This is a genomic window from Paenibacillus albicereus (genome assembly GCF_012676905.1).
Classification (GTDB): domain Bacteria; phylum Bacillota; class Bacilli; order Paenibacillales; family Paenibacillaceae; genus Paenibacillus_O; species Paenibacillus_O albicereus.
Window position 1 is genome coordinate 4,093,370 of sequence record NZ_CP051428.1, and the last position, 18,908, is coordinate 4,112,277.

The 18,908-nt window shown below is 60.3% G+C and carries 17 protein-coding genes and 5 tRNA genes; 5 read left to right on the plus strand and 17 right to left on the minus strand.

Annotated features, from left to right (window positions below):
- Window positions 1-203: 203 nt before the first annotated feature.
- The 7 genes from HGI30_RS18450 to HGI30_RS18480 all read right to left on the minus strand — a co-directional run bounded on the left by HGI30_RS18450 (window position 204) and on the right by HGI30_RS18480 (window position 10,113).
- A complete protein-coding gene (locus HGI30_RS18450; RefSeq protein WP_328805163.1) occupies window positions 204-1,961 on the minus strand; it encodes an ABC transporter substrate-binding protein in 1,758 nt (585 codons plus the stop codon).
- Window positions 1,962-2,502: 541 nt separating this feature from the next.
- Window positions 2,503-3,573 (minus strand): M42 family metallopeptidase, encoded by a 1,071-nt coding sequence (locus HGI30_RS18455; RefSeq protein ID WP_168908899.1) that lies wholly within the window; start codon window positions 3,571-3,573, stop codon window positions 2,503-2,505.
- Between the two features lie 79 nt (window positions 3,574-3,652).
- Window positions 3,653-5,473 (minus strand): sensor histidine kinase, encoded by a 1,821-nt coding sequence (locus tag HGI30_RS18460; protein WP_235680184.1) that lies wholly within the window; start codon window positions 5,471-5,473, stop codon window positions 3,653-3,655.
- Between the two features lie 8 nt (window positions 5,474-5,481).
- The gene (locus HGI30_RS18465; protein WP_328805164.1) at window positions 5,482-6,267 is read right to left on the minus strand and encodes a response regulator transcription factor; all 786 of its coding nucleotides are present in this window, start codon (window positions 6,265-6,267) and stop codon (window positions 5,482-5,484) included.
- 122 nt (window positions 6,268-6,389) lie between these two features.
- Window positions 6,390-8,048 (minus strand): extracellular solute-binding protein, encoded by a 1,659-nt coding sequence (locus tag HGI30_RS18470; protein ID WP_168909963.1) that lies wholly within the window; start codon window positions 8,046-8,048, stop codon window positions 6,390-6,392.
- 170 nt (window positions 8,049-8,218) lie between these two features.
- Window positions 8,219-9,106, minus strand: a complete 888-nt coding sequence (locus tag HGI30_RS18475) for a carbohydrate ABC transporter permease (protein WP_168909964.1) — start codon at window positions 9,104-9,106, stop codon at window positions 8,219-8,221.
- A 50-nt stretch (window positions 9,107-9,156) separates the two neighbouring features.
- Window positions 9,157-10,113: an ABC transporter permease gene (locus HGI30_RS18480; protein WP_168908902.1), complete on the minus strand. Its 957-nt coding sequence runs from the start codon at window positions 10,111-10,113 to the stop codon at window positions 9,157-9,159.
- Between the two features lie 352 nt (window positions 10,114-10,465).
- Here HGI30_RS18480 and HGI30_RS18485 point away from each other — a divergent pair, with 352 nt between their 5' ends.
- A complete protein-coding gene (locus tag HGI30_RS18485; protein ID WP_168908903.1) occupies window positions 10,466-11,491 on the plus strand; it encodes a DUF4183 domain-containing protein in 1,026 nt (341 codons plus the stop codon).
- 126 nt (window positions 11,492-11,617) lie between these two features.
- Here the strand turns inward: HGI30_RS18485 and HGI30_RS18490 are convergent.
- From HGI30_RS18490 to HGI30_RS18515, 6 genes are all read right to left on the minus strand, one after another.
- A tRNA-Leu gene (locus tag HGI30_RS18490) sits at window positions 11,618-11,703 on the minus strand.
- A 28-nt stretch (window positions 11,704-11,731) separates the two neighbouring features.
- Window positions 11,732-11,807 (minus strand) — tRNA-Lys (locus tag HGI30_RS18495).
- A 9-nt stretch (window positions 11,808-11,816) separates the two neighbouring features.
- A tRNA-Glu gene (locus HGI30_RS18500) sits at window positions 11,817-11,891 on the minus strand.
- 161 nt (window positions 11,892-12,052) lie between these two features.
- Window positions 12,053-12,143, minus strand: a tRNA-Ser gene (locus tag HGI30_RS18505).
- Between the two features lie 5 nt (window positions 12,144-12,148).
- Window positions 12,149-12,224 (minus strand) — tRNA-Asn (locus tag HGI30_RS18510).
- Between the two features lie 31 nt (window positions 12,225-12,255).
- Complete coding sequence (locus HGI30_RS18515) at window positions 12,256-12,732, minus strand: SprT family protein (RefSeq protein WP_168908904.1); 477 nt, start codon at window positions 12,730-12,732, stop codon at window positions 12,256-12,258.
- Between the two features lie 96 nt (window positions 12,733-12,828).
- On the opposite strand from HGI30_RS18515, the gene HGI30_RS18520 reads away from it, so the two are divergent.
- Both HGI30_RS18520 and cmpA read left to right on the plus strand, forming a co-directional pair.
- Window positions 12,829-13,182, plus strand: a complete 354-nt coding sequence (locus HGI30_RS18520) for a hydrolase/acyltransferase (protein ID WP_168908905.1) — start codon at window positions 12,829-12,831, stop codon at window positions 13,180-13,182.
- Window positions 13,183-13,255: 73 nt separating this feature from the next.
- Window positions 13,256-13,402, plus strand: coding sequence for a cortex morphogenetic protein CmpA (cmpA, locus tag HGI30_RS18525; protein WP_168908906.1), 147 nt, complete (start codon window positions 13,256-13,258; stop codon window positions 13,400-13,402).
- Between the two features lie 209 nt (window positions 13,403-13,611).
- Here the strand turns inward: cmpA and HGI30_RS18530 are convergent, their stop codons facing one another.
- From HGI30_RS18530 to HGI30_RS18545, 4 genes are all read right to left on the minus strand, one after another.
- Window positions 13,612-15,858 (minus strand): Tex family protein, encoded by a 2,247-nt coding sequence (locus HGI30_RS18530; protein ID WP_168908907.1) that lies wholly within the window; start codon window positions 15,856-15,858, stop codon window positions 13,612-13,614.
- Between the two features lie 73 nt (window positions 15,859-15,931).
- Window positions 15,932-16,567 carry an MBL fold metallo-hydrolase gene (locus HGI30_RS18535; protein ID WP_168908908.1) on the minus strand — a complete coding sequence of 212 codons (636 nt, stop codon included), beginning with the start codon at window positions 16,565-16,567 and terminating at the stop codon, window positions 15,932-15,934.
- Between the two features lie 8 nt (window positions 16,568-16,575).
- Entirely contained in the window at window positions 16,576-17,142 is a 567-nt protein-coding gene (locus HGI30_RS18540) for a thioredoxin family protein (protein WP_168908909.1), read from the minus strand.
- 71 nt (window positions 17,143-17,213) lie between these two features.
- A complete protein-coding gene (locus HGI30_RS18545; RefSeq protein ID WP_168908910.1) occupies window positions 17,214-17,822 on the minus strand; it encodes an undecaprenyl phosphate transporter UptA in 609 nt (202 codons plus the stop codon).
- Window positions 17,823-17,999: 177 nt separating this feature from the next.
- Between HGI30_RS18545 and HGI30_RS18550 the strand changes: the two genes are divergently transcribed.
- Complete coding sequence (locus HGI30_RS18550) at window positions 18,000-18,464, plus strand: cupredoxin domain-containing protein (RefSeq protein ID WP_168908911.1); 465 nt, start codon at window positions 18,000-18,002, stop codon at window positions 18,462-18,464.
- Between the two features lie 132 nt (window positions 18,465-18,596).
- Window positions 18,597-18,908, plus strand: a complete 312-nt coding sequence (locus tag HGI30_RS18555; RefSeq protein WP_168908912.1) for a dehydrogenase — start codon at window positions 18,597-18,599, stop codon at window positions 18,906-18,908.

An 18,908-nucleotide genomic window follows, 5' to 3' on the forward strand; every position in this document is an offset into this window, starting at 1 on the left:
CTCCTTGTGTGCTGGATGCTTGAGTGCGGACAACCGGCTTTGCGCCGGGCAGAACCGGACAGCAGGCGTTCGGGACCGGTTATGCTCAGGGCAAAACCGTCTTCCCATCGCGAGGGAAGGCTGGGTTCCAAGTGGAGAAAGGATAAAGGAGGAAGGGCAATGCCCTTCCCCCTTCATCAATCCATGCTCAGGCTAACAGGGTCTTATTTCTTTTCTTCCAGCGACCATTTGTTGATGCCGAAGTACTCGCCGTAAGCGAGAGCAGGTACCGGCTTCGCATCGCCGAAGACCACACGTTTGTTGTAGACCGACGGAGTGCCGTACTGGTACAGGAAGACATACGGCAGGTTCGTGGAGATTTCTTTAGCGACCTGCTTGTAAATTTCCTTGCGCTTTTCTTGATCCGTCGTGGAGTAGCCGTCCACCCACAGCTTGTCCAGCGTCTCGTTCACGTACCAGCCGGAGTTTTGGCCGTTCGGCGGCAGGTACTTGGAGGAGAAGGTTGATTCGGCGTCCGGATCCGGATTATTGATCGACCAGGCCTGCAGCGCCGCTTGGTATTTGCCTGGCGTGATGTTCTGCTCGATCCAGGACGAGAAGTCGATGCCTTTGGTCGTGACGCCGATGCCGATGTCAGCCAGGTTCTGCTGGATGACGGCGGATACCGCTTCGCGGCGGCTGTTGCCGGAGTTGTACTGGAGCTCGAACTTGAACTCGAAGCCGTCCTTGTCGACGGTGCCGTCGTTGTTGCTGTCTTTCCAGCCGTCTTCGGCCAGCAGCTGCTTCGCCTTGTCGGCATTGTAGTCATACGCGACGGCGTCGCTGCCCGGGTCGGCCCATGTGCCCGGCAGGAACGGAGCGTTGAGCGCCTTGCCCGTGCCTTTCAGGATGTTTTCAAGCACGCCTTGGCGGTTGATCGCGTAAGCGATTGCCTGACGCGTCTTTTCGCCGGTGAACGGAGACTCCTTGCCGCCCCAGTTCATTTTGTTGAAGTTGAAGCTCATGTACTCGTACAGCGGACCTGGCTCCAGCTCGACGGTAAGGTTCTCTTTCGCCTTGACGGCTTCGACCTGGGTGACCGGGATGCCGCCGACCATGTCGACATCGCCTTTGATGGCTGCTTGCACCGTCGTGTTCTGGTCTGCATAGATTTTATAGATAATCTTGTCGATGTTGACGTCGTTGACGTCCTTCGCCCAGTAGTTCGCATCCTTTTCGAACGAAAGGTATTGCTTCTGGTTCCATTCCGTCCATTTCCAAGGGCCGTTCGTGACTGTCTTGGCCGGGTCCGTGCCGTATGGATTGCTTTGCAGCTCGGCTGCCGGCACGTCTTTCAGGAGATGAGAAGGAACGACGTTGGTTACAAGCGCATTGAGGAATGGAGCGTACACGGTTTTCATCGTGATTTTAACCGTTTGAGCGTCGACGACTTCAACCTTGTCCACTTTGTCGAAGGTGCTGATGCCTGGAGAAGCAGCGGCCGGATCCTTGATCGTATTGAACGTGAACGCGATATCGTCTGCCGAGACCGGCTGGCCGTCGCTCCATTTGGCGTTCGCCTTGAGCTTCAGCGTGTACGTCAGGCTGTCTGCCGAAATTTCCGGAAGAGCCTCGAGCAGAGACCAAGGCTCGGCGACAACGTTGCCGCCCGCATCATAATCCAGCAGGTTGGAGAACATGAAGTACGCCGCATCGCCGGAGGATGTATCCGAGATGAACATCGGATTCGCGTTGACGATGTCGGAGAACGTGCCGATCGTCAGCGTGCCGCCCTTGGCCGGGGCGGAAGGCTCAGCCGATGGAGCCGGGGACGCCGCGCCCTCGTTTGCGGTGTTCGTCGCCGGTGTATTTGTGTTTCCGGCGTTGTTGGTGCCGTCGTCATTTCCGCAGCCTGCGGCGATGACCCCCATAACGGACAAGCTGGCAATCATGGCTTTCCACTTAAACGATGAAGCTGCCACTCCACATTCCTCCTTGGCTCTAGCCAAAACTGTGTTTTTTCGGTCTCATTGTAGCACCTTTTTTAACGTTAGAATATAGATATGTCTGAAAATAATTAAAATTTTATTAATCGTATAATTATGCATAGAAACCTTTTATGTCAGGCAGCGCTTTCAGTCATGCTGCTGTTAGGTTTTTCGACGTTTTTCGAAGGAGGTCAAATATGAGATAAGTATTCGATTTTCGGGATATTCAAACAAAATGTCAAGAAATCTAACGCTTTTATTTCGAATTGAAACCCGTTCGAGATACAGTACAAAATGAAGCGAAAAGCTATTATTTTCGTTCATTTTTTATTGTTTTTTAGAGCAACGCTTTAACGCAACATAAAAGCAATACGTTAACTTAATGTTGTAATTTTTCCTCTATTATTCCCACCTTATCCCATTAAGGTGAAGCCAGGCTTTCCATCGGCTTCTCCTTTTAGGGCTAAAAGCGGACATGATTCCATGAAAAAAGACCCCTGGACAGGGGTCTTTTGAGCCAGCTGAAGTCCGGATCTTACCGGGACAGAATCGTCTCGAAGACGCTTTTGTCGATCGTGCGGACCAGCTTGAACAGCAGCTGCTTGGCCGCCTCGTAATCATCCACATGCATGATGGCCGCCGCCGTGTGGATGTAGCGGGCTGGCAAGCCTATGACCGCAGACGGCACGCCGATGCCCGACAGATGCACTTGTCCGGCATCCGTGCCGCCTTGCGAGAAGTAATACTGGTACCGGATGCCCTCCGTCTCGGCCGTATCCCGGATAAGCTCGACCAGGCCGCGATGGGTAATCATGCCTGGATCCTGGACGCGCAGCAGAGCGCCTTTGCCCAGCTGGCCCATCGCCGACTTGTCGCCGGTCGCGTCCGCTGCCGGGCTCGCATCGAGCGCCAGGAACAGGTCCGGCTGCACGAGATTGGCCGCTGTCCGGGCCCCGCGCAGGCCGACCTCTTCCTGGACCGTCGCGCCCGTGTAGATCACATTGGGATGCTTCGAGCCTTTGAGCTCCTTGGCCAGCTCCAGCGCCAATCCGACGCCGTAACGGTTGTCCCACGCTTTGGCCATGATCTTCTTCGGGTTCGCCATCGGCGTGAACGGACAGACCGGCACGATCGCCTGGCCGGGGCGGATGCCCATCGAGATCGCGTCCTCGCGGTTGTCGGCGCCGACATCGAGATACATCGCCTTGATGTCGACGACCTTGCTGCGCGAAGCCTCGTCGAGAAGATGCGGCGGCGTCGAGCCGATGACGCCGATGACCGGCCCGCCGTCGGTGACGACCTCCATGCGCTGCGCCAGCATCGTCTGGGCGTTCCAGCCTCCGAGCGTCACGAACTTGAGCATGCCGCTCTCGGTGATCGCCGTCACCATCAGCCCGACCTCGTCCATATGTCCGGCGACGAGAATGCGCGGTCCCTGCTCGTCGCCTCGGAACACGCCGAACACGCTTCCGAGCCGGTCGTGGACGAGCTCGTCCGTATGCTTCTTCAGCTCAGCCTCGACGAACCGCCGCAGCTCCCGCTCCTGCCCCGGCACGGCCCTCATCTCGGTAATCGTGCGGAACAGCTCCATCGTTTCCTGATTCATCGTGCTTGACCTCCTGCTACCCGAATGATTCCAGTATAGCTCATGCCGGGTAGGATGCCAAAGCCTGGGGCATGTCTGCTCAGCTGCCCGCATGCTCCTCCAGCAGCTCCTCCACCGACGCGGAGGCTCCCTCCACGCCGCGCCGGGCCGGAATGCAGAGGCGGATGAGCGTGCCGCCGCCCGCCGGATCGCTTTCGATGGATACGCCGTACGGAGCGCCGTAATACAGCTGAATCCGCTCATGCACATTGCGGATGCCATATCCGCGGCGAGCGGGCTGACGATCCGAGAACAGCTCCTTGACCAAATCCTGCGGCATGCCGATGCCGTCGTCGCGGACGCGGAATTCCAGGCGCGGGTCTTCCTCTTCTTCCTCCATCAGCCTCGCGCCGATCGTCAGCTCGATCCGGTCTCCCCTCCATGCATGCTCCAGCGCGTTCTCCACGAACGGCTGCAGCAGCAGCTTGATGATCCGGTACTCGTCGACTCGGCTGTCCCACTCGTAGCTCACCCGGACCCGTTCTCCGTACTTGACCTGTTGGATGGCCAGATAAGCCTGAATCTGCTCCAGCTCGTGGCTGGCAGAGATGATTGTCTTGCCGTCGTTCAGCGTCATGCGGTAGAAGCGGGCCAGGTTCATGATCATCTGATGCTGCTTGTCGACCTCTCCGAACTTGGCGAGGCGGCTGATCGAAGAGAGCGTATTGTAGAGGAAATGGGGATTGATCTGCGCCTGGAGCGATTCGAGCTCCGCCTCCTTCTTGCGCAGGTTGGTCATATAGACCTCTTGGATGAGGTTGTCCGTCCTCGCCCCGAGCGCGTTGAGCGAATCGGCGATCTGCGCGAACTCGTCATGCCCGCGGTAGCGGACCCGCTTGCTGTAGTTGCCTTGGCTGAACGCCTGCAGAATCTGGATAATCTTGTTGATTCGCTTTATGAACGCCTGCGTCACCGTCAGCGCCACTGCCGCGATAACAAAGGCGCTCACGACGCACACCAGCATCGTGACCCAGGTTATTTTGCGCGAGCCGGATTCCAGCACATCGATCGGGATGGCCGCGACCAGTTTGTAGTCCAGCTTAGGCAAGGGGTCCTCGATCATCATGTACCGTTCCATCTGTACGCCTTTCCAGCTGGCGGCAGTCATTCCGTTGCTGCTGCCGGAGGCGAACTTCACCTGTTTGTCCGCCGCTTCAATGTGCAGCTCGCTTCCTTCGATCAGCTTGCTTACATCCACACTCTCGAACAGATCGCTCAGATATACGCTGATGCGGATCATGCCGACCTCGCGCAGCCTCGTCGCCTGGCTCATGTCCACCAGCCGACGGATAAGCGAGATCCGGCCGTGCTCGGCGTCATCCCCCACTTGCTGCCAGACGAGCGTCGAGCCGTATTTTTCGGCCGGAAACGCTTGGTACCAGGCCTCGTTCTCGATTCGGCTCAGATGAAGCATCTCGTAGAAGCGCCCCTTCTTGGAGACGATGTCTTCCCCGGGATCGCTGGTGTAGTAGATTTCCGTAAGCGCCTCGTTCTTGAGATAGACGCTCAGCCGCATCTTCCGATCCGTCGAGTCGAGGATAGCCGAGAACTTCGGCATCAGCACTTTTTTCGTCGCTTCGTAGCTGACCCACCCCGCCTCGGCATGGCGGATCGAACGGGACAGCGTATTGTCGAAGTACAGGACGTCGCTCAGGCGCTTCGTATCGTTGACCTTGTATTGGATGTTGTCCTCCATCTGCCGCAGCGTGCCGCGCAGGCTGCTTTCCGTTTGGGACCGCACCGAGTCGGACAGGACGGTGCTCGCGATATAGCCCAGTACGGCCAAGGGCACAATTGTCAGCAGCATATAGGAAGCAAACAGCTTGATGCCGAGCGGAATGAATCTCTTTTTTGTCTCCACGTCGCGGGTCATCCCATTCTCCGGAACTCGTTGGGCGTGACGCCGAACGTCTCCTTGAACTGGCGGCTGAAGTAAGGCATGTACCGATAGCCGACCTTGTCGGCGATCTCATAGATGCGCAGCCTCGTCTCGCGCAGCAGCTCGCCCGCCTTGTGCATGCGCCGGTCGATGAGATGCTCGCTGAAGTTCACTCCCGTCTCCTCCTTGAACAGGGCGCCGAGATAATTGGGCGAGAAGGAGAATTCGTCCGCCAGCAGCTTCAGCGTCAAGTTCTCATGCAGATGATCCTCGATGAAGGCCATCATCGAGACGATGAGCTTGGCGTTTTTGGAGCTTCCCTTGCCGGCCCCGGATGGACGAGGCTCCTCCTTCGCGGTGGAATCCGCCGGGGCGGCTGCCGCCAGCGCCTCCTTCTCCGCATCCAGCTGCTGCACGAGCTTCAGCAGCGCCGCTTCCAGCTCCTGATCGTCCATCGGCTTGAGCACGTAGCCCCACGCCCGCAGCTGAAGCGCCTGCTTCACATATTGGAAATCCTGGTATCCGCTCACGAAGATCACGCGCAGCGATCCATACAAGGCAAGCGCCTTTTCCGCCAGCTCCAGCCCGTTCATGCTCGGCATATGGACGTCGGTCACGAGGATGTCGACGCGCTCCCGTTCCAAAAGCTCGTAGGCCGCGTAGCCATTATGGACCGCGCCTGCTACCTCCAGCCCGAGCCGTTCCCACGGAATGAACGTCAGCATCCCCTTCAAATCCAGCTCCTCGTCGTCGACAAGAAGAACCTTGTACCTCACGCAGCCCCCTCCTTCGCGTATCATCCAGCCGCCATGGTCGAAGTAAAGAAAACCGCCGTCCCGGCCGGGACGGCGGACTTTCTTTTAGTATAGCGTTAGCGGGACTGGAATACAGTCGCTTCTTAGTTGCCGGCCATTTTCGTTTTGTTTTCTTGCCATTTTTGCGTCTTGAAGTCGAGCAGCTGCTGATAGCCGACCGCCATGGCGTCCTTGTCCGCCTTGTCAAGCACCGACAGCACTTCTTCGTCGCTCTTCGCATACAGCGCCTTGGCGCGGGCTTCGTCCCAGATCTCTTCTACGCTCGTCTGGATGATGCCTTCCTCGGAGTCAGCCGCAGGCGCGAGGTTGATGAATTCCGTCGCGTCCTTCTGCGTCTTCCACGTAATCGAGCTTTGGTACTTCGATTCCCACGTCTGCTCGGCTTCCGGCAGCGTCGATTCGAACTTCATTTTGGACTTGTCGATGAAGACGGAGTTGCCGACCCATTGCAGGTTGACCGTAGCGTCCATCGTCTTGGTGCGGCCTTCCACATCTTTCAGGTAGGCTTCCGTGAACTTAGGCGCGCCGTCTTCATCATATCCGTCCCAGTACTTGCCCTCTGGACCCCAGATCAGCGTACGCGTGCCTTCCGGACCGGTCAGCCAGTCGAGGAACGCGAAGATCTTTTCCGGATCCTTGGCGGACTTGGTGATGACGCTGACGTTCCAGCCGAGGCGCGTGAACGTGCCCGGGAAGATCTTGTTCTTGTCGAGGCCTTCCTTGTGGATCGGCCAGACCATGAAGTAGCCGTCGTTCGCATCTTTCTTTTTCAGCTCCGCGTCGCCTGCGGAACCGTACTCCGTCGGGCTCGCGCCGGCGAACACGGCCGCTCTGCCGGTAAAGGCCTTTTCCTTCACCTGATCCTTCGTCTGCGTCATGGAGTCTGGATCCATCAGCTTCTCGCGGAACAGCTTGGAGGCATACAGCATGGATTCGCGGAACACGTCATCCTTGAAGATCGACGTCAGCTTGTCGCCCGTAATTGCAGCGCGGTTGGAGACAGACGCCAGGTTGCCGTCTTCCTTGAAGGCGCTGTACAGAACGTCCAGGCCTTGGCCGTCGACCGCGAGGTCCGGGTTGAACGGCATCACGTTCGGGAACTTCTCCTTGACGGCCTTCAGGTAGTTGTAGAAATCGTCCGTCGTCTCGAGCTTCGGCGAGCCGAGCGCCTCGTAATATTTCTTGTTGACGACGTATCCGGCGTTGCCGATCGGCTGCGACGTGTACCAGTTCGGGAATTGATAGATTTTGCCGTCGCTGGAGCGGAGCATGTTGATGGCTTCCTCGCCGACCCATTTTTTGAAGTTCGGGTATTTGTCGAGGTACTCGTCGAACGGTACGAGCATGTCGGCCGCGCGCAGCTTTTCGACATCCGCGCCGCGGTCCATCCAGATGACGTCCGGCAGCGTGCCCGACGCGATCATCGTGTTGAGCTTCTGGGCCGCATTGCCGCCCGATTGGATCGCCGTGACGTTGACCTTCATGTTGTCCTGGATCCACTTGGAGGACTCGTCCGCGCCCCATGTCGGCATCGTGTACCAGTCATAATGGCCGTACATGCTGTACTCGAGCGGCTCGCTGCCGACCGTCCAGGCCGCGCCGGCCTCAGGCGCGGCGGATGCTGCCGGAGAAGCGCTTGGCGTGCCCGCGTTTTCCGTACCCGTGTTGCCCGTACCGCTGTTGCCGTTGTTGCCGCCCGAACAGCCGGCCAGCGCTGTCGCAGCCGCCAATGCCAGAGCCATGCCTTTGAACGCGTTCTTGTTCCATTTGCTCAACTCGTTCATCCCCTTTTCCAAGCTCTAATTATAGAAGGATTGCTATGTTTGAACGCGCGGCCATCCGCTCGGCGAACCGCCGCGCCTAAAAACCGTTCCTTGCTGCCTGTCGGCAGGTGAATGCTCGAACCGATCGATCAGCCCTTGACGGAGCCGACGAGGACGCCCTTGACGAAGTAGCGCTGCACGAACGGATAGACCATGATGATCGGCAGCGTGGCCACCATCATCGTCGCCATCGAGAGCGACTTGCTCGTAATGCTCTTCATCGCCGACAGCCGGGCTTGCGCCGCCGAGTCGAGCTGCTGCATCTGCTCCGTCATGATGTTGGAGTTGAGGATCTGCTGCAGCTTCGTCTGGATCGGAATCAGGTTCTCGTTGTTGATGTAGATGCTTGGCAAGAACCAGTCGTTCCAGTGGGCGACCGCCGTAAACAGGGACAGCGTCGCGATGACGGGACCTGAGAGCGGAAGCACGATCCGGAAGAAGGTGCCCCAGTACCCGCAGCCGTCGATCTTCGCCGACTCGTCCAGACCTGCTGGCAGGCCGAGGAAGAAGGTGCGGAAGATAATCATGTTCCAGACGCTGATGAGCGACGGGACGATGAACACCCAGAACGAGTCGAACAGGCCGAGCTCGCGGATCAGCAGGAAGGACGGGATCAGTCCGCCGCTGAAGTACATCGTGATGAGGCAGGCCACCATGTAGAACTTGCGGCCCATCAGCTCGCTGCGGGTCATGCCGTAGGCGAAGACCGCCGTGCACAGGATCGCGGTGACGGTGCCGATGATCGTCCGCAGCACGGAGACGCCGAAGGCATGGATGATGCGCTTGTCCTGGAAGACGATCTCATAGTTCTCCAAGGTGAAGGCGCGAGGCCAGACGGTGATTCCGCCGAGCGCGGTATCCATCCCTTTGTTCAGGGAGACGACGAGCGCATTCCAGAACGGATAGAAGGTCGAGATGGCCAGCAAGGCCAGAAAGAGATAGACGAAGGCGGTCAACGCGCGGTCGCCGTTGGTCATCTTGATTTTCAACGCAGCTTCCTCCTTTAAAGCCTAATTCTCGGTGTCGATTACCAGAGGCTGTTGCCGGAACGCCTCGCGAACAGATTGGCCAGCGTCAGCAGCCCTACGCTGATGATCGCCTTGAAGAGGCCGACGGCAGTCGCATAGGAGAACCGCTGGGACTCGATGCCCATCCGATACACGTACGTATCCAGAACATCCGACACGTTGCGGAGAATCGGGTCTTTGCCGAGCAGGAGGATATCCTCAAAGCCTGCGCTCAGCAGGTTGCCGACCGCCAGGATGAAGAAGATGACGACGACCGGCATGATCGACGGGAGCGTGACCAGGAAGATCTGCTTGAAGCGGCTGGCTCCGTCCATGGAAGCAGCCTCATACAAGCTCGGATCGACACCGGCGATGGCCGCCAAGTAGACGATGGAGCCGAAGCCGATTTCTTTCCAGACGCCTGTCGTGACGAGGATCGTCCAGAAGTACTCCGGCATGCTCAGCCAGCTGAGCGGCTCGTCGATCAGGTTGAGCGATTGCAGAAGCATATTGAGGCTGCCGTTCTCCGTGGACAGGATGGAGATGGCGAGGCCGGATACGATGACCCAGGAAAGGAAGTGCGGCAGGTAGCTGACCGTCTGCACGATCCGCTTGAAGAAGCGGTTGCGCACCTCGTTGAGGAGCAGCGCGAGCAGAATGGGAGCCGGGAAGCCGACGGCGAGCTTGAGCCCGCTGATGACGAGCGTGTTGCGCATAACGCGCATGAAGTTCGGGTCGTTGAAGAAGCGCTCGAAATGCTTCCACCCGACGAACGGGCTGCCTGTGATGCCCTTGAAGATGTTGTAATCCTGGAAAGCCGTGATGACGCCGTACATCGGGATGTAGCTGAAGACGAAGATGAGAAGCAGCGCGGGAATGACCATCAGCTGCAGATCCCACTGACCGAAGAAACGGGTCAGGACCGTTTTCTTTTTCGGGCGTTGTACCGGGTTCAATTCCGTTTGTAGTTGAGCCATGTTGATTGTTCCTCCCCCCGCTTCTAATTGTAGGATGCGTCTGGAAACGCTTCTACGTGCCCATTCAACGAAAAATGATAGAAATCAAAGAAATGTAAGTTTCCATCACATATTTGATCGAGATACTCGCCTATTGTGAGCCCTTACAAAAAATGTATGCGCTATCCAATCGGATTGGTTTCGCTTACAGCTCACATGCCTGCTCCGAACGATGCGGATAAGTCAATATACCTCACACCGATTATGGTCAAGCTTGAACGCTTCCCGTCTCCTTTTCCGCCTAAAGCTCGGGCCGCGCCGTTTCGATCCGGCCAGCGGCTTCATATACTTTTGGCAAAGGCGGAGAGCAGAAATGAAGAAACGAGGAACAAGCGAGCCTCTGCTGCGTGCCCCGCAATCGGCGCCATGCAGCAGGCTGAGCAAGCGTCGCTCCGGAGGCGAAGCGGCGGACAAAACCAAAAGCCGCGCCACGCGACGATCCGCACGGGCCGGGCTTCAAGCCCGCGGCTGCGGAACGGCGGAAAAGCGCCGAATTGCGCCGCGCCGCGGCAAGTCCAAGCCGGGCTGTCATCGCGCCCGCAACTCGCGCACGATCGTGGCCGAACGCTTTCAGTTCCTGGCTCGCTCCGACGGCATCAGTCGCCGGTATGGGCCGGGCGAGCGCGGCATCGGAGACATCCCCGCTCCCGGGGCCGTCACCTGGCAGCAGCTGTATGTCAACGGCATGCTCCAGCCGGAAGGGGCCTACTCGGTCGAGCCGGGCCGGATTACGCTGCTCGCGCGCGACCTGCCTGCCTCCGGGACGCCCATCCAGCTCGAGAGCTATCGGCTCTCGCTGGCCGCCCGGCCCTGCCGAAAAGCTTCGTCCCGTTCCGGGCGCGAATCTATCACCTTCCCGTGGCGGGATTCATATTTTATAGCATCAACCCGGAAAGGAGAGGATCCTCCTATGCCTCCCTCCCTGATCAAGCCGTTCATGATCGTGACGAGCACGGTAAGCGGCACCGTGGATACGACGACCGTCACGTCCGTCGACGATGTTGCGACCCGCTTCAACGCGACCGTGACCGCTCCGATGATCGATGCCGGAGCCGGCACGGTCACGATTCCGGCGGAAAGCTTTTTCGACGACGCCGGAAATCCCGTGCCGACGGGCAGCCTTCCCCCCGTCTCCGCAGGCGGCTATGTCAACGTCTACATCAACGGCATGCTGCAGCAGGAAGCGCTCACGGCGACGTCGCCGACTACGGTCGTGATCGCCTCCGCCGCCCTGCTGCCTGGAACTCCGGTCATCCTGGAATTCCATTCCTACGCCGGCACGACCTCGACCAGCACGTCCGTGCCTTCGCTTACCGTCGATTCGACCGTTACGAGCTGACCGACGCGCAGCGGCCCCGATAAGCCGAAAAGGCCCCCGTCTCCACTCCGAGACGGGGGCCTTTCTGCGGGATTGCTGAAAATAAAAAAGACCCTCGCCAAGGCGAGAGTCGAAGTCGTTGAGATATGGTGCGGTAGAGAGGACTCGAACCTCCACGGGCGTACGCCCACTACCCCCTCAAGATAGCGTGTCTGCCATTCCACCACTACCGCACATGAGAAAAACGAGGGGAACCCTAAATGGTGAGCCATGAAGGACTCGAACCTTCGACACCCTGATTAAAAGTCAGGTGCTCTACCAACTGAGCTAATGGCTCTAATGAAAATGGTGACCCGTAGGGGATTCGAACCCCTGTTACCTCCGTGAAAGGGAGGTGTCTTAACCCCTTGACCAACGGGCCTCAATGGCTTGTCCGGAACCCAGTTCCTCGAAGCAACATGAATGATCTTATCATAGCCTGACCAATAACGCAAGCATTATTTTAGAACCCTTTTGATGACGCCGAGCCGAACACGGGAAGAAAAAAAAAGACCGCTGTCGGTCCTTTGAGAATGAAACAGGTGGCGGAGAGAGAGGGATTCGAACCCTCGCACCACTTACGCAGTCTAACCCCTTAGCAGAGGGTCCCCTTGAGCCACTTGGGTATCTCTCCATGAATGGCTCCCCGAACAGGACTCGAACCTGTGACAACTCGATTAACAGTCGAGTGCTCTACCAACTGAGCTATCAGGGAACGGTTACAAAGCAAGCTTGACCATAATTTATCATGGTCGCTGCGCCGTGTCAAGCGCGTGCAGGGACAGCCGGCCCCGGCATCGTCCGCAGACGTAGCGGGCCGGATCGGCCTTCCGCTTCCGGAGATACTCCATTCGGCATGACCCGCAGACGAGCTTGTACCGATAAGGCAGCGTCTTGCGCGCTTTGTCCGGCAGCGGCTTGCAATAGCGCGAGCCTCCCGAGCGCGCCAGCCATTCCTTGAACTCAGGATCACGGTGACGGTAGCCGCGTCCGAGCAGATGGAGATGATAATGGCACAGCTCATGCTTGATGATCTTCTCCGTCTCCTCCGCTCCGTAGGCGGCGAGCTGCTTGGCGCTGATCTCGATATGATGCGACTTCATGAAGTAGCGCCCTCCGGTCGAGGACAGCCTGCGATTGAAGACGGCCCGATGACGGAACGGAAGGCCGAACGCCTCGAGCGAGACGCGCTCCACCCACGATTGCAGCTCATGATTGTCCATGTCCGCCCCCTCCTTCCCCTTGAATTGTAAAGCGATCCTGGGCTACACTGTCAAGTAGACGAAAGACCGACCGCGAGAGGAGCCCGATGTTTCGCCATGCCTACGATGAAATATGTCCTGTTCCAGCTCGGAGAGCAGCTCTCCCTGGTGGAGATGCCCGATACGCACGCCTACCAGCTGTCCGCGCTCAACCTGCGGCTCCACAAGGAGCTCGACAAGCTGACAGCGGCTGAAGTGCCTCCGCTGGCCCGCTGCATCGCCGAGTTCTCGCCGTCCGAGCTGCATGAGCGCGGCTTGCCGATGCAAAGCGGCCTCGACTATCTGGAGCAGCTGGAGCGCTCCTTCAAGGAAATTCCGGAAAAGTCCTATCCCCTCATCTCGCTGCTGACCGAGATCCGCGCGCTGCTCGCGCAGCTGGAGCAGTGGTACGAGGAAGAGTACGAGGGCTGATCGGACCTGCACCTGCTAGCCGGTTCCTCCATATGCTGAGTAGATCACGAACGGCAGAAGGAGGACGATGCGGATGCCGCAATGGCTGAGCAGCCAACTGATGCGCGCCTTCCAGAAAAAGGATCTCCGGCAGGTTCGCCTGCTGAACGATTGCTGGTTCTATTATCGGACGAAGCAAGCCGCCAAGCCGGAAGAGGAAGCGGTCCGACAGGACGGCTGATTCCGCTGCGGACCTCGCCTCGCCGCTGGAGCGGGAGCGCGGGTCCAGACGCACGCCTAGGAGCTGCCCGCAAGATCCGTCCGACGGGTCTTGCGGGCAGCTCCTTTTCCTTGCGCCGCCGGGCCCTATTGCAAGGGAAGGGCAAGAGGCAAACGGGACGAAACGGGAGCTTGGCTCCGCTTCGTCCCGTTTCGCTTTTTTCTCTAGCGCTAGCCCGATGCCGGACCGCGCATCGTCAAGCCGACGCGGCCTTTCTTGAGATCGACGTTCAGCACCCAGACGTTGACGACATCGCCGACCGATACGACATCCATCGGATGCTTGACGAACTTGCGGCTGAGCTGCGAAATATGCACGAGGCCATCGTTCTTGATGCCGATGTCCACAAACGCGCCGAAGTCGATGACGTTGCGCACCGTCCCCTGCAGCTCCATGCCGGGCTGCAGGTCCTCGATCGCCAGCACGTCCTGGTGGAACACAGGCGCCGAGAGCTCCTCGCGAGGGTCGCGTCCTGGCCGCATGAGGCTCTCTACGATGTCGCGCAGCGTCGGCTCGCCGACGCCGATCGCCGCGGCAAGCGCCGGAATGTCGGCTGCCGCAAGCCGCTGCCGGGCCGCCTCGCCGCCGACCTCGCCGAGCGACAGTCCGAGCTGCTTGAACAGCCGGTCGACGACGCCGTACGACTCCGGGTGGATCGGCGTGCGGTCGAGCGGATTTTCCGCCTCGGGGATGCGGATGAAGCCGATGCACTGCTCGTACGTCTTCGCGCCGAGCCTCGGCACCTTCTGCAGCTCCTTCCGGGAGCCGAAGCGTCCGGTGTCCTCCCGGTGCTTGACGATGTTCTTGGCCGTCGTCGCGTTGATGCCGGCGACATACGCGAGCAGCGACGCCGAGGCGGTGTTGACGTCGACGCCGACGTGGTTGACCGCCGATTCGACGACGCCGCCGAGCGTCTCGCCGAGGCGCTTCTGGCTGACGTCATGCTGATACTGGCCGACGCCGATCGCCTTGGGCTCGATCTTGACGAGCTCCGCCAGCGGGTCCTGCAGCCTGCGCGCGATCGACACCGCGCTGCGCTCCGCTACGTCGAGCTTGGGGAACTCCTCGGCGGCGAGCTTGGAGGCCGAGTAGACGCTCGCTCCGGCTTCGTTGACGATGATGTAGCGCAGCGCTTCGGCACCGGGCTTGCCGGCGGTGACGCGGCCGCGGATGAGCGAGGCGATGAAGCTCTCCGTCTCGCGCGACGCGGTGCCGTTGCCGATGACGAGGAGCGTGATGCCGTGCCGGTCGATCAGCGAGCCGATAAGCCGCTCCGCTTCGGCGACCTTGTTGTTCGGCGGCGTCGGGTAGGCGACCGCCACCTCCAGCAGCTTGCCGGTGGCGTCGACTGCTGCCAGCTTGCAGCCGGTACGGAAGGCGGGATCGACGCCGAGCACGACATGCCCGCTCACCGGCGGCTGCAGCAGCAGGCTGCGGAGATTCGCGGAAAAGATGCCGATCGCATGCTCCTCGGCCTTGTCCGTCAGCTCCGCGCGCACCTCCCGCTCGATCGACGGCGCGATAAGGCGCTTGTACGCATCCTCGACGACGGCGCTCAGCACGTCCCGGACCGCCGGGGCGACGCCCTGGCGGAGCGTATGGCGGCTGATATGGTCATGGATGCGCGCGGCCGGCACATCCAGCGAGACGCGCAGCACCTCCTCGCGCTCGCCCCGGTTGATGGCGAGCGTGCGGTGAGGCGGCAGCTTGCGCAGCGGTTCCTGGTAATCGTAATACATCTCGTACACCGACTCCGCGCCGGCCTGCCGCGCCTCGGAACGGATGACGCCCTGCTCCGCGGTGAACTTGCGCACCCAGGCGCGGATGCGGGCATCGTCGGCGATGCCTTCGGCGACGATGTCCATCGCGCCCTGGAGCGCTTCCTCCGGCGTCTGCACGCCGGCCTCGGCGGAGACGTAGCTGCGCGCCTCGGCGAGCGGCTCTCCTTGGCGAGGCTGCGAGAGCAGCCAGTCGGCCAGCGGCTGCAGCCCGCGCTCGCGCGCGACGGAAGCGCGCGTCTTGCGCTTTTGCCGGTACGGCCGGTACAGGTCCTCGACCTCCTGCAGCTTGGACGAGGCGGAGATCGCCCGCTCCAGCTCCGGCGTCAGCTTGTCCTGCTCGCCGATCAGCCGCAGCACCTCGCGCTTGCGGTCCTCCAGATTGCGCCGGTAGGCGAGCTTCTCCTCGATGCCGCGCAGCTCGTTCTCGTCGAGCTCGCCGGTCATTTCCTTGCGGTAGCGCGCGATGAACGGAATCGTGTTGCCCTCGTCGAGCAGCGACACCGCCGCTTTGACCTTGCCGAGCGGCACCCCCAGCTCCTGGGCGATGCCGCGCACGATCCGCTCCTGCTCCTCCGCCTTCTGCGTCGCCGTCGGCTCGCCGGCCGCTTCCTTCACGCCTGCTTGTTGCTGCGCCATGCCGATTCCTCCTGTCCGAAAATGAACCGCTCCCGCCCGCGGCAAACGCCGCAGAGCGGGAGCGGATGGCCGGTCAGCCCAGCCGTACGTATGGATTGTGGGCCATCTCGTGGCCGATCGTCGTCTTGGGCCCGTGGCCGTTGTAGACGGTCACGTCCGGATCGAGCCGGTACAGCTTGCCCCGGATCGAGTTGAACAGATCCGCCTCGCGCCCGCCGGGCAGGTCGGTTCGGCCGACCGACTCGCGGAACAGCACATCGCCGGAGAACAGGTTCTTGCCATGCAGGAAGCTGACGCTGCCCGGGCTATGGCCCGGAGTGTGCAGCACTCGGAACTCGAAGCCCGCGAGCTTCAGCCGCATGCCTTCTTCCAGCGCGTATTCAGCCGGATCGGTCGTCAGCGGCGGCGTCATGTGGCTCCAGCGCAGCGAGCCGTTGAGCGTCGGATCGGTCAGCCAGTCCGCCTCCAGGTCATGGATGTAGACCGGACAGCCGCAAGCCTTGCGCACCTCGTCCACCCCGCCCATATGGTCGAGATGGGCATGCGTCAGCAGGATCGCTTCGAGCTGGATGGAGTCCTGCGCGATGCGGCTCAGCAGCGGCTTGGGATTCATGCCGGGGTCGATGACGACGGCCTGGTTCGTCTCTTCGTTGACGAGCAGATAGCCGTTGGTCTGGATCGGTCCGAGCACGAACGAAAGAATCTTCATCGCCGCCATCAGAACGCGGAGAGGAGCTCGCGCAGCTCCCGCACGATGACCGCCTGATAGCCGGTTCCCTCCCCGTAGCGGCGTCCGATCTCCTGCCGCGCCAGCGAAAGCTTTTCCTGATAGTCGGGCGCCTCGCGGTCCGGATGGTCCCGCTTGAACGCGGTCATCGCTTCCTGCACATGCTTAGGACGCGGTCCCCATGTGCCGAGCACATGGCCGCCGGTATCCGCCACGATGACGATCGGCACGGCGCGCCCGCCCATCGTCAGGAACTCGTCCATCGTGTCCAGATGCTCCTCCATGACGAGCACCTCCACCGGAACGCCGCTACCCTCGAGCGCGCGGAACACGACAGGGATGTTGCGCACGACGTCGCCGCACCAGTCGGCCATCAGGATGAGCACGCGCAGGTCGTCGCGGTTGTTCAGCTGCTCGAAGAACTCCCGGTCCTCCTCGCTCGGCCATGCGAACTTGTCGTACCACTCGTCGAACGCTTCCTTGTTCTTGGTCATGCCGTCCCGGAACTGCCGGGGGCTGATGCCTTGATTCAGCTTGCTGGCCACGCTGCGTGCCATGCGGATCACTCCTTCGGTTGGTTGGTCATAGGTCGCCTTCTATTGTAGCAAAAGGCGGCTCGCCGGCTCAATCAGACGGTCCGTCCGCGCGAACGCTGATACTTGAACAGCGCATAGACGGTCATGACCGCGAGCGCGACGATGATTGCCGGAATCGTATACGGGGCCGCCTTGTCCTTGATCTGGCCCCAGTTGCTGCCGAGGCTGCGCCCGATCGTCACGAACAGGATCGACCATGGCAGCGAGGCGATCGCCGTCAGCACGGTGAACCGAGTCAGCGACATGCGGGCCATGCCGGCCGGAATCGAGATCACCTGGCGCATGACGGGCACGAAGCGGGCCGTGAACACCATGCCTGGTCCGTAACGGTCGAACCAGCGCTCCGCCGCGTCGATATGCTTCGGCTTGATCTTGATGAACTTGCCGTACTTGTCGAGGAAGGGACGTCCTCCGTACAGGCCGATCGCATAGAGGATCCACTGCTGGACGATCGCGCCGACCGTGCCGCAAAGTACCGCCAGCCAGAACGTCATGCTGCCGGTCGACACCATGTAGCCGGCGTAGCCGAGTACGATCTCGCTCGGAATGACCTCCATCGCGAGGCCGAGGATGATGCCGAAATACCCGAGCTGCTCGACGACGCCGAGCAGCTTGTCCACCAGATCATGCAGCAGATTCATGCGCTCCACTCCTTCTCTCTCTCACTCGCGGCTATCGTCCGGGCCGCTTCTGTCATCGGTATTCTATCACAGGGCTGTCAGGAGATGCCATAGATTGATCGGCCTGTTTCCGCTGGCATGGACAGACCGTCCCCCGCATAAAAATAGGACAGCACCGGACAAGAAGGGAGACGGAACATGAAAGCGATCATCATTACGAAACGCCATCTGCGGACGGCCGGGCTCACGCTCGCCATCGCAATCCTGGCGCTTGCCTGCTGGCAGCTCTACCCGAAGCAAGGCGAACAGCTCCCTGCCTCGGCCGCCTCGCAACAGCCGGATACGGGACATGTCTATGAGATGGTGACGGGGGAATTCAAGACGACGACGCGCGGCGGCGAGGAGCTCGAGGTGTACCAGTGGAGCCCCAGTACGCTTGTCGTGCCCAAAGGCGAAAAGGTCACGCTGCGCATCAGCGGCGTGAACGGAACCTCCCATCCGTTCACGATCAAAGGGCTCGGCGTCAGCGGGGAGGTCCGGAAAGGCGAGACGACCGAGGTAAGCTTCGTCGCTTCCAAAGCCGGCACGTACCCGATCGAATGCCAGGTCCATACCGACCTCAAGCACAGCGGCCCGATGGTCGGATACATCGTCGTCCAGTAATGAAAAAGAGCCTTCCTTCTCTGCCGAGAAGGAAGGCTTTTTTGCTTTTGGGCTCTGAAAGGGCGTCCGCCCTCCTCCGCACCTAGGCGGCGGACCCGGCATATAGATGGAGAACGAAAGGAGTGGACTCCCATGAACAGCCCCAAGACGAAGCACACGGCCGAGCTGCCGACGGCCCGCAAGATCCGCCGCGCCTGCAGCAACGAGCTGTACCGGACCGCCAAGCGGCTTAAGACGTTCATTTCCAAGGAGAAGATGGAGCAGGCGGAGAAGCTGTATACGAAAAAAGTCTGCCTCAACCTGATCTTCGTCCATGAAAACCACGACAACCGCAAGAAGCTGTGCGACTGGTGGGACGAAGCCGTCTGCGGCGAGATCGCCGAACTGTGGGAGGTCGAGCCGGAGCGGCTCCGCTCGGCGTTCCGGGATGCTTTTGGCGGCTGA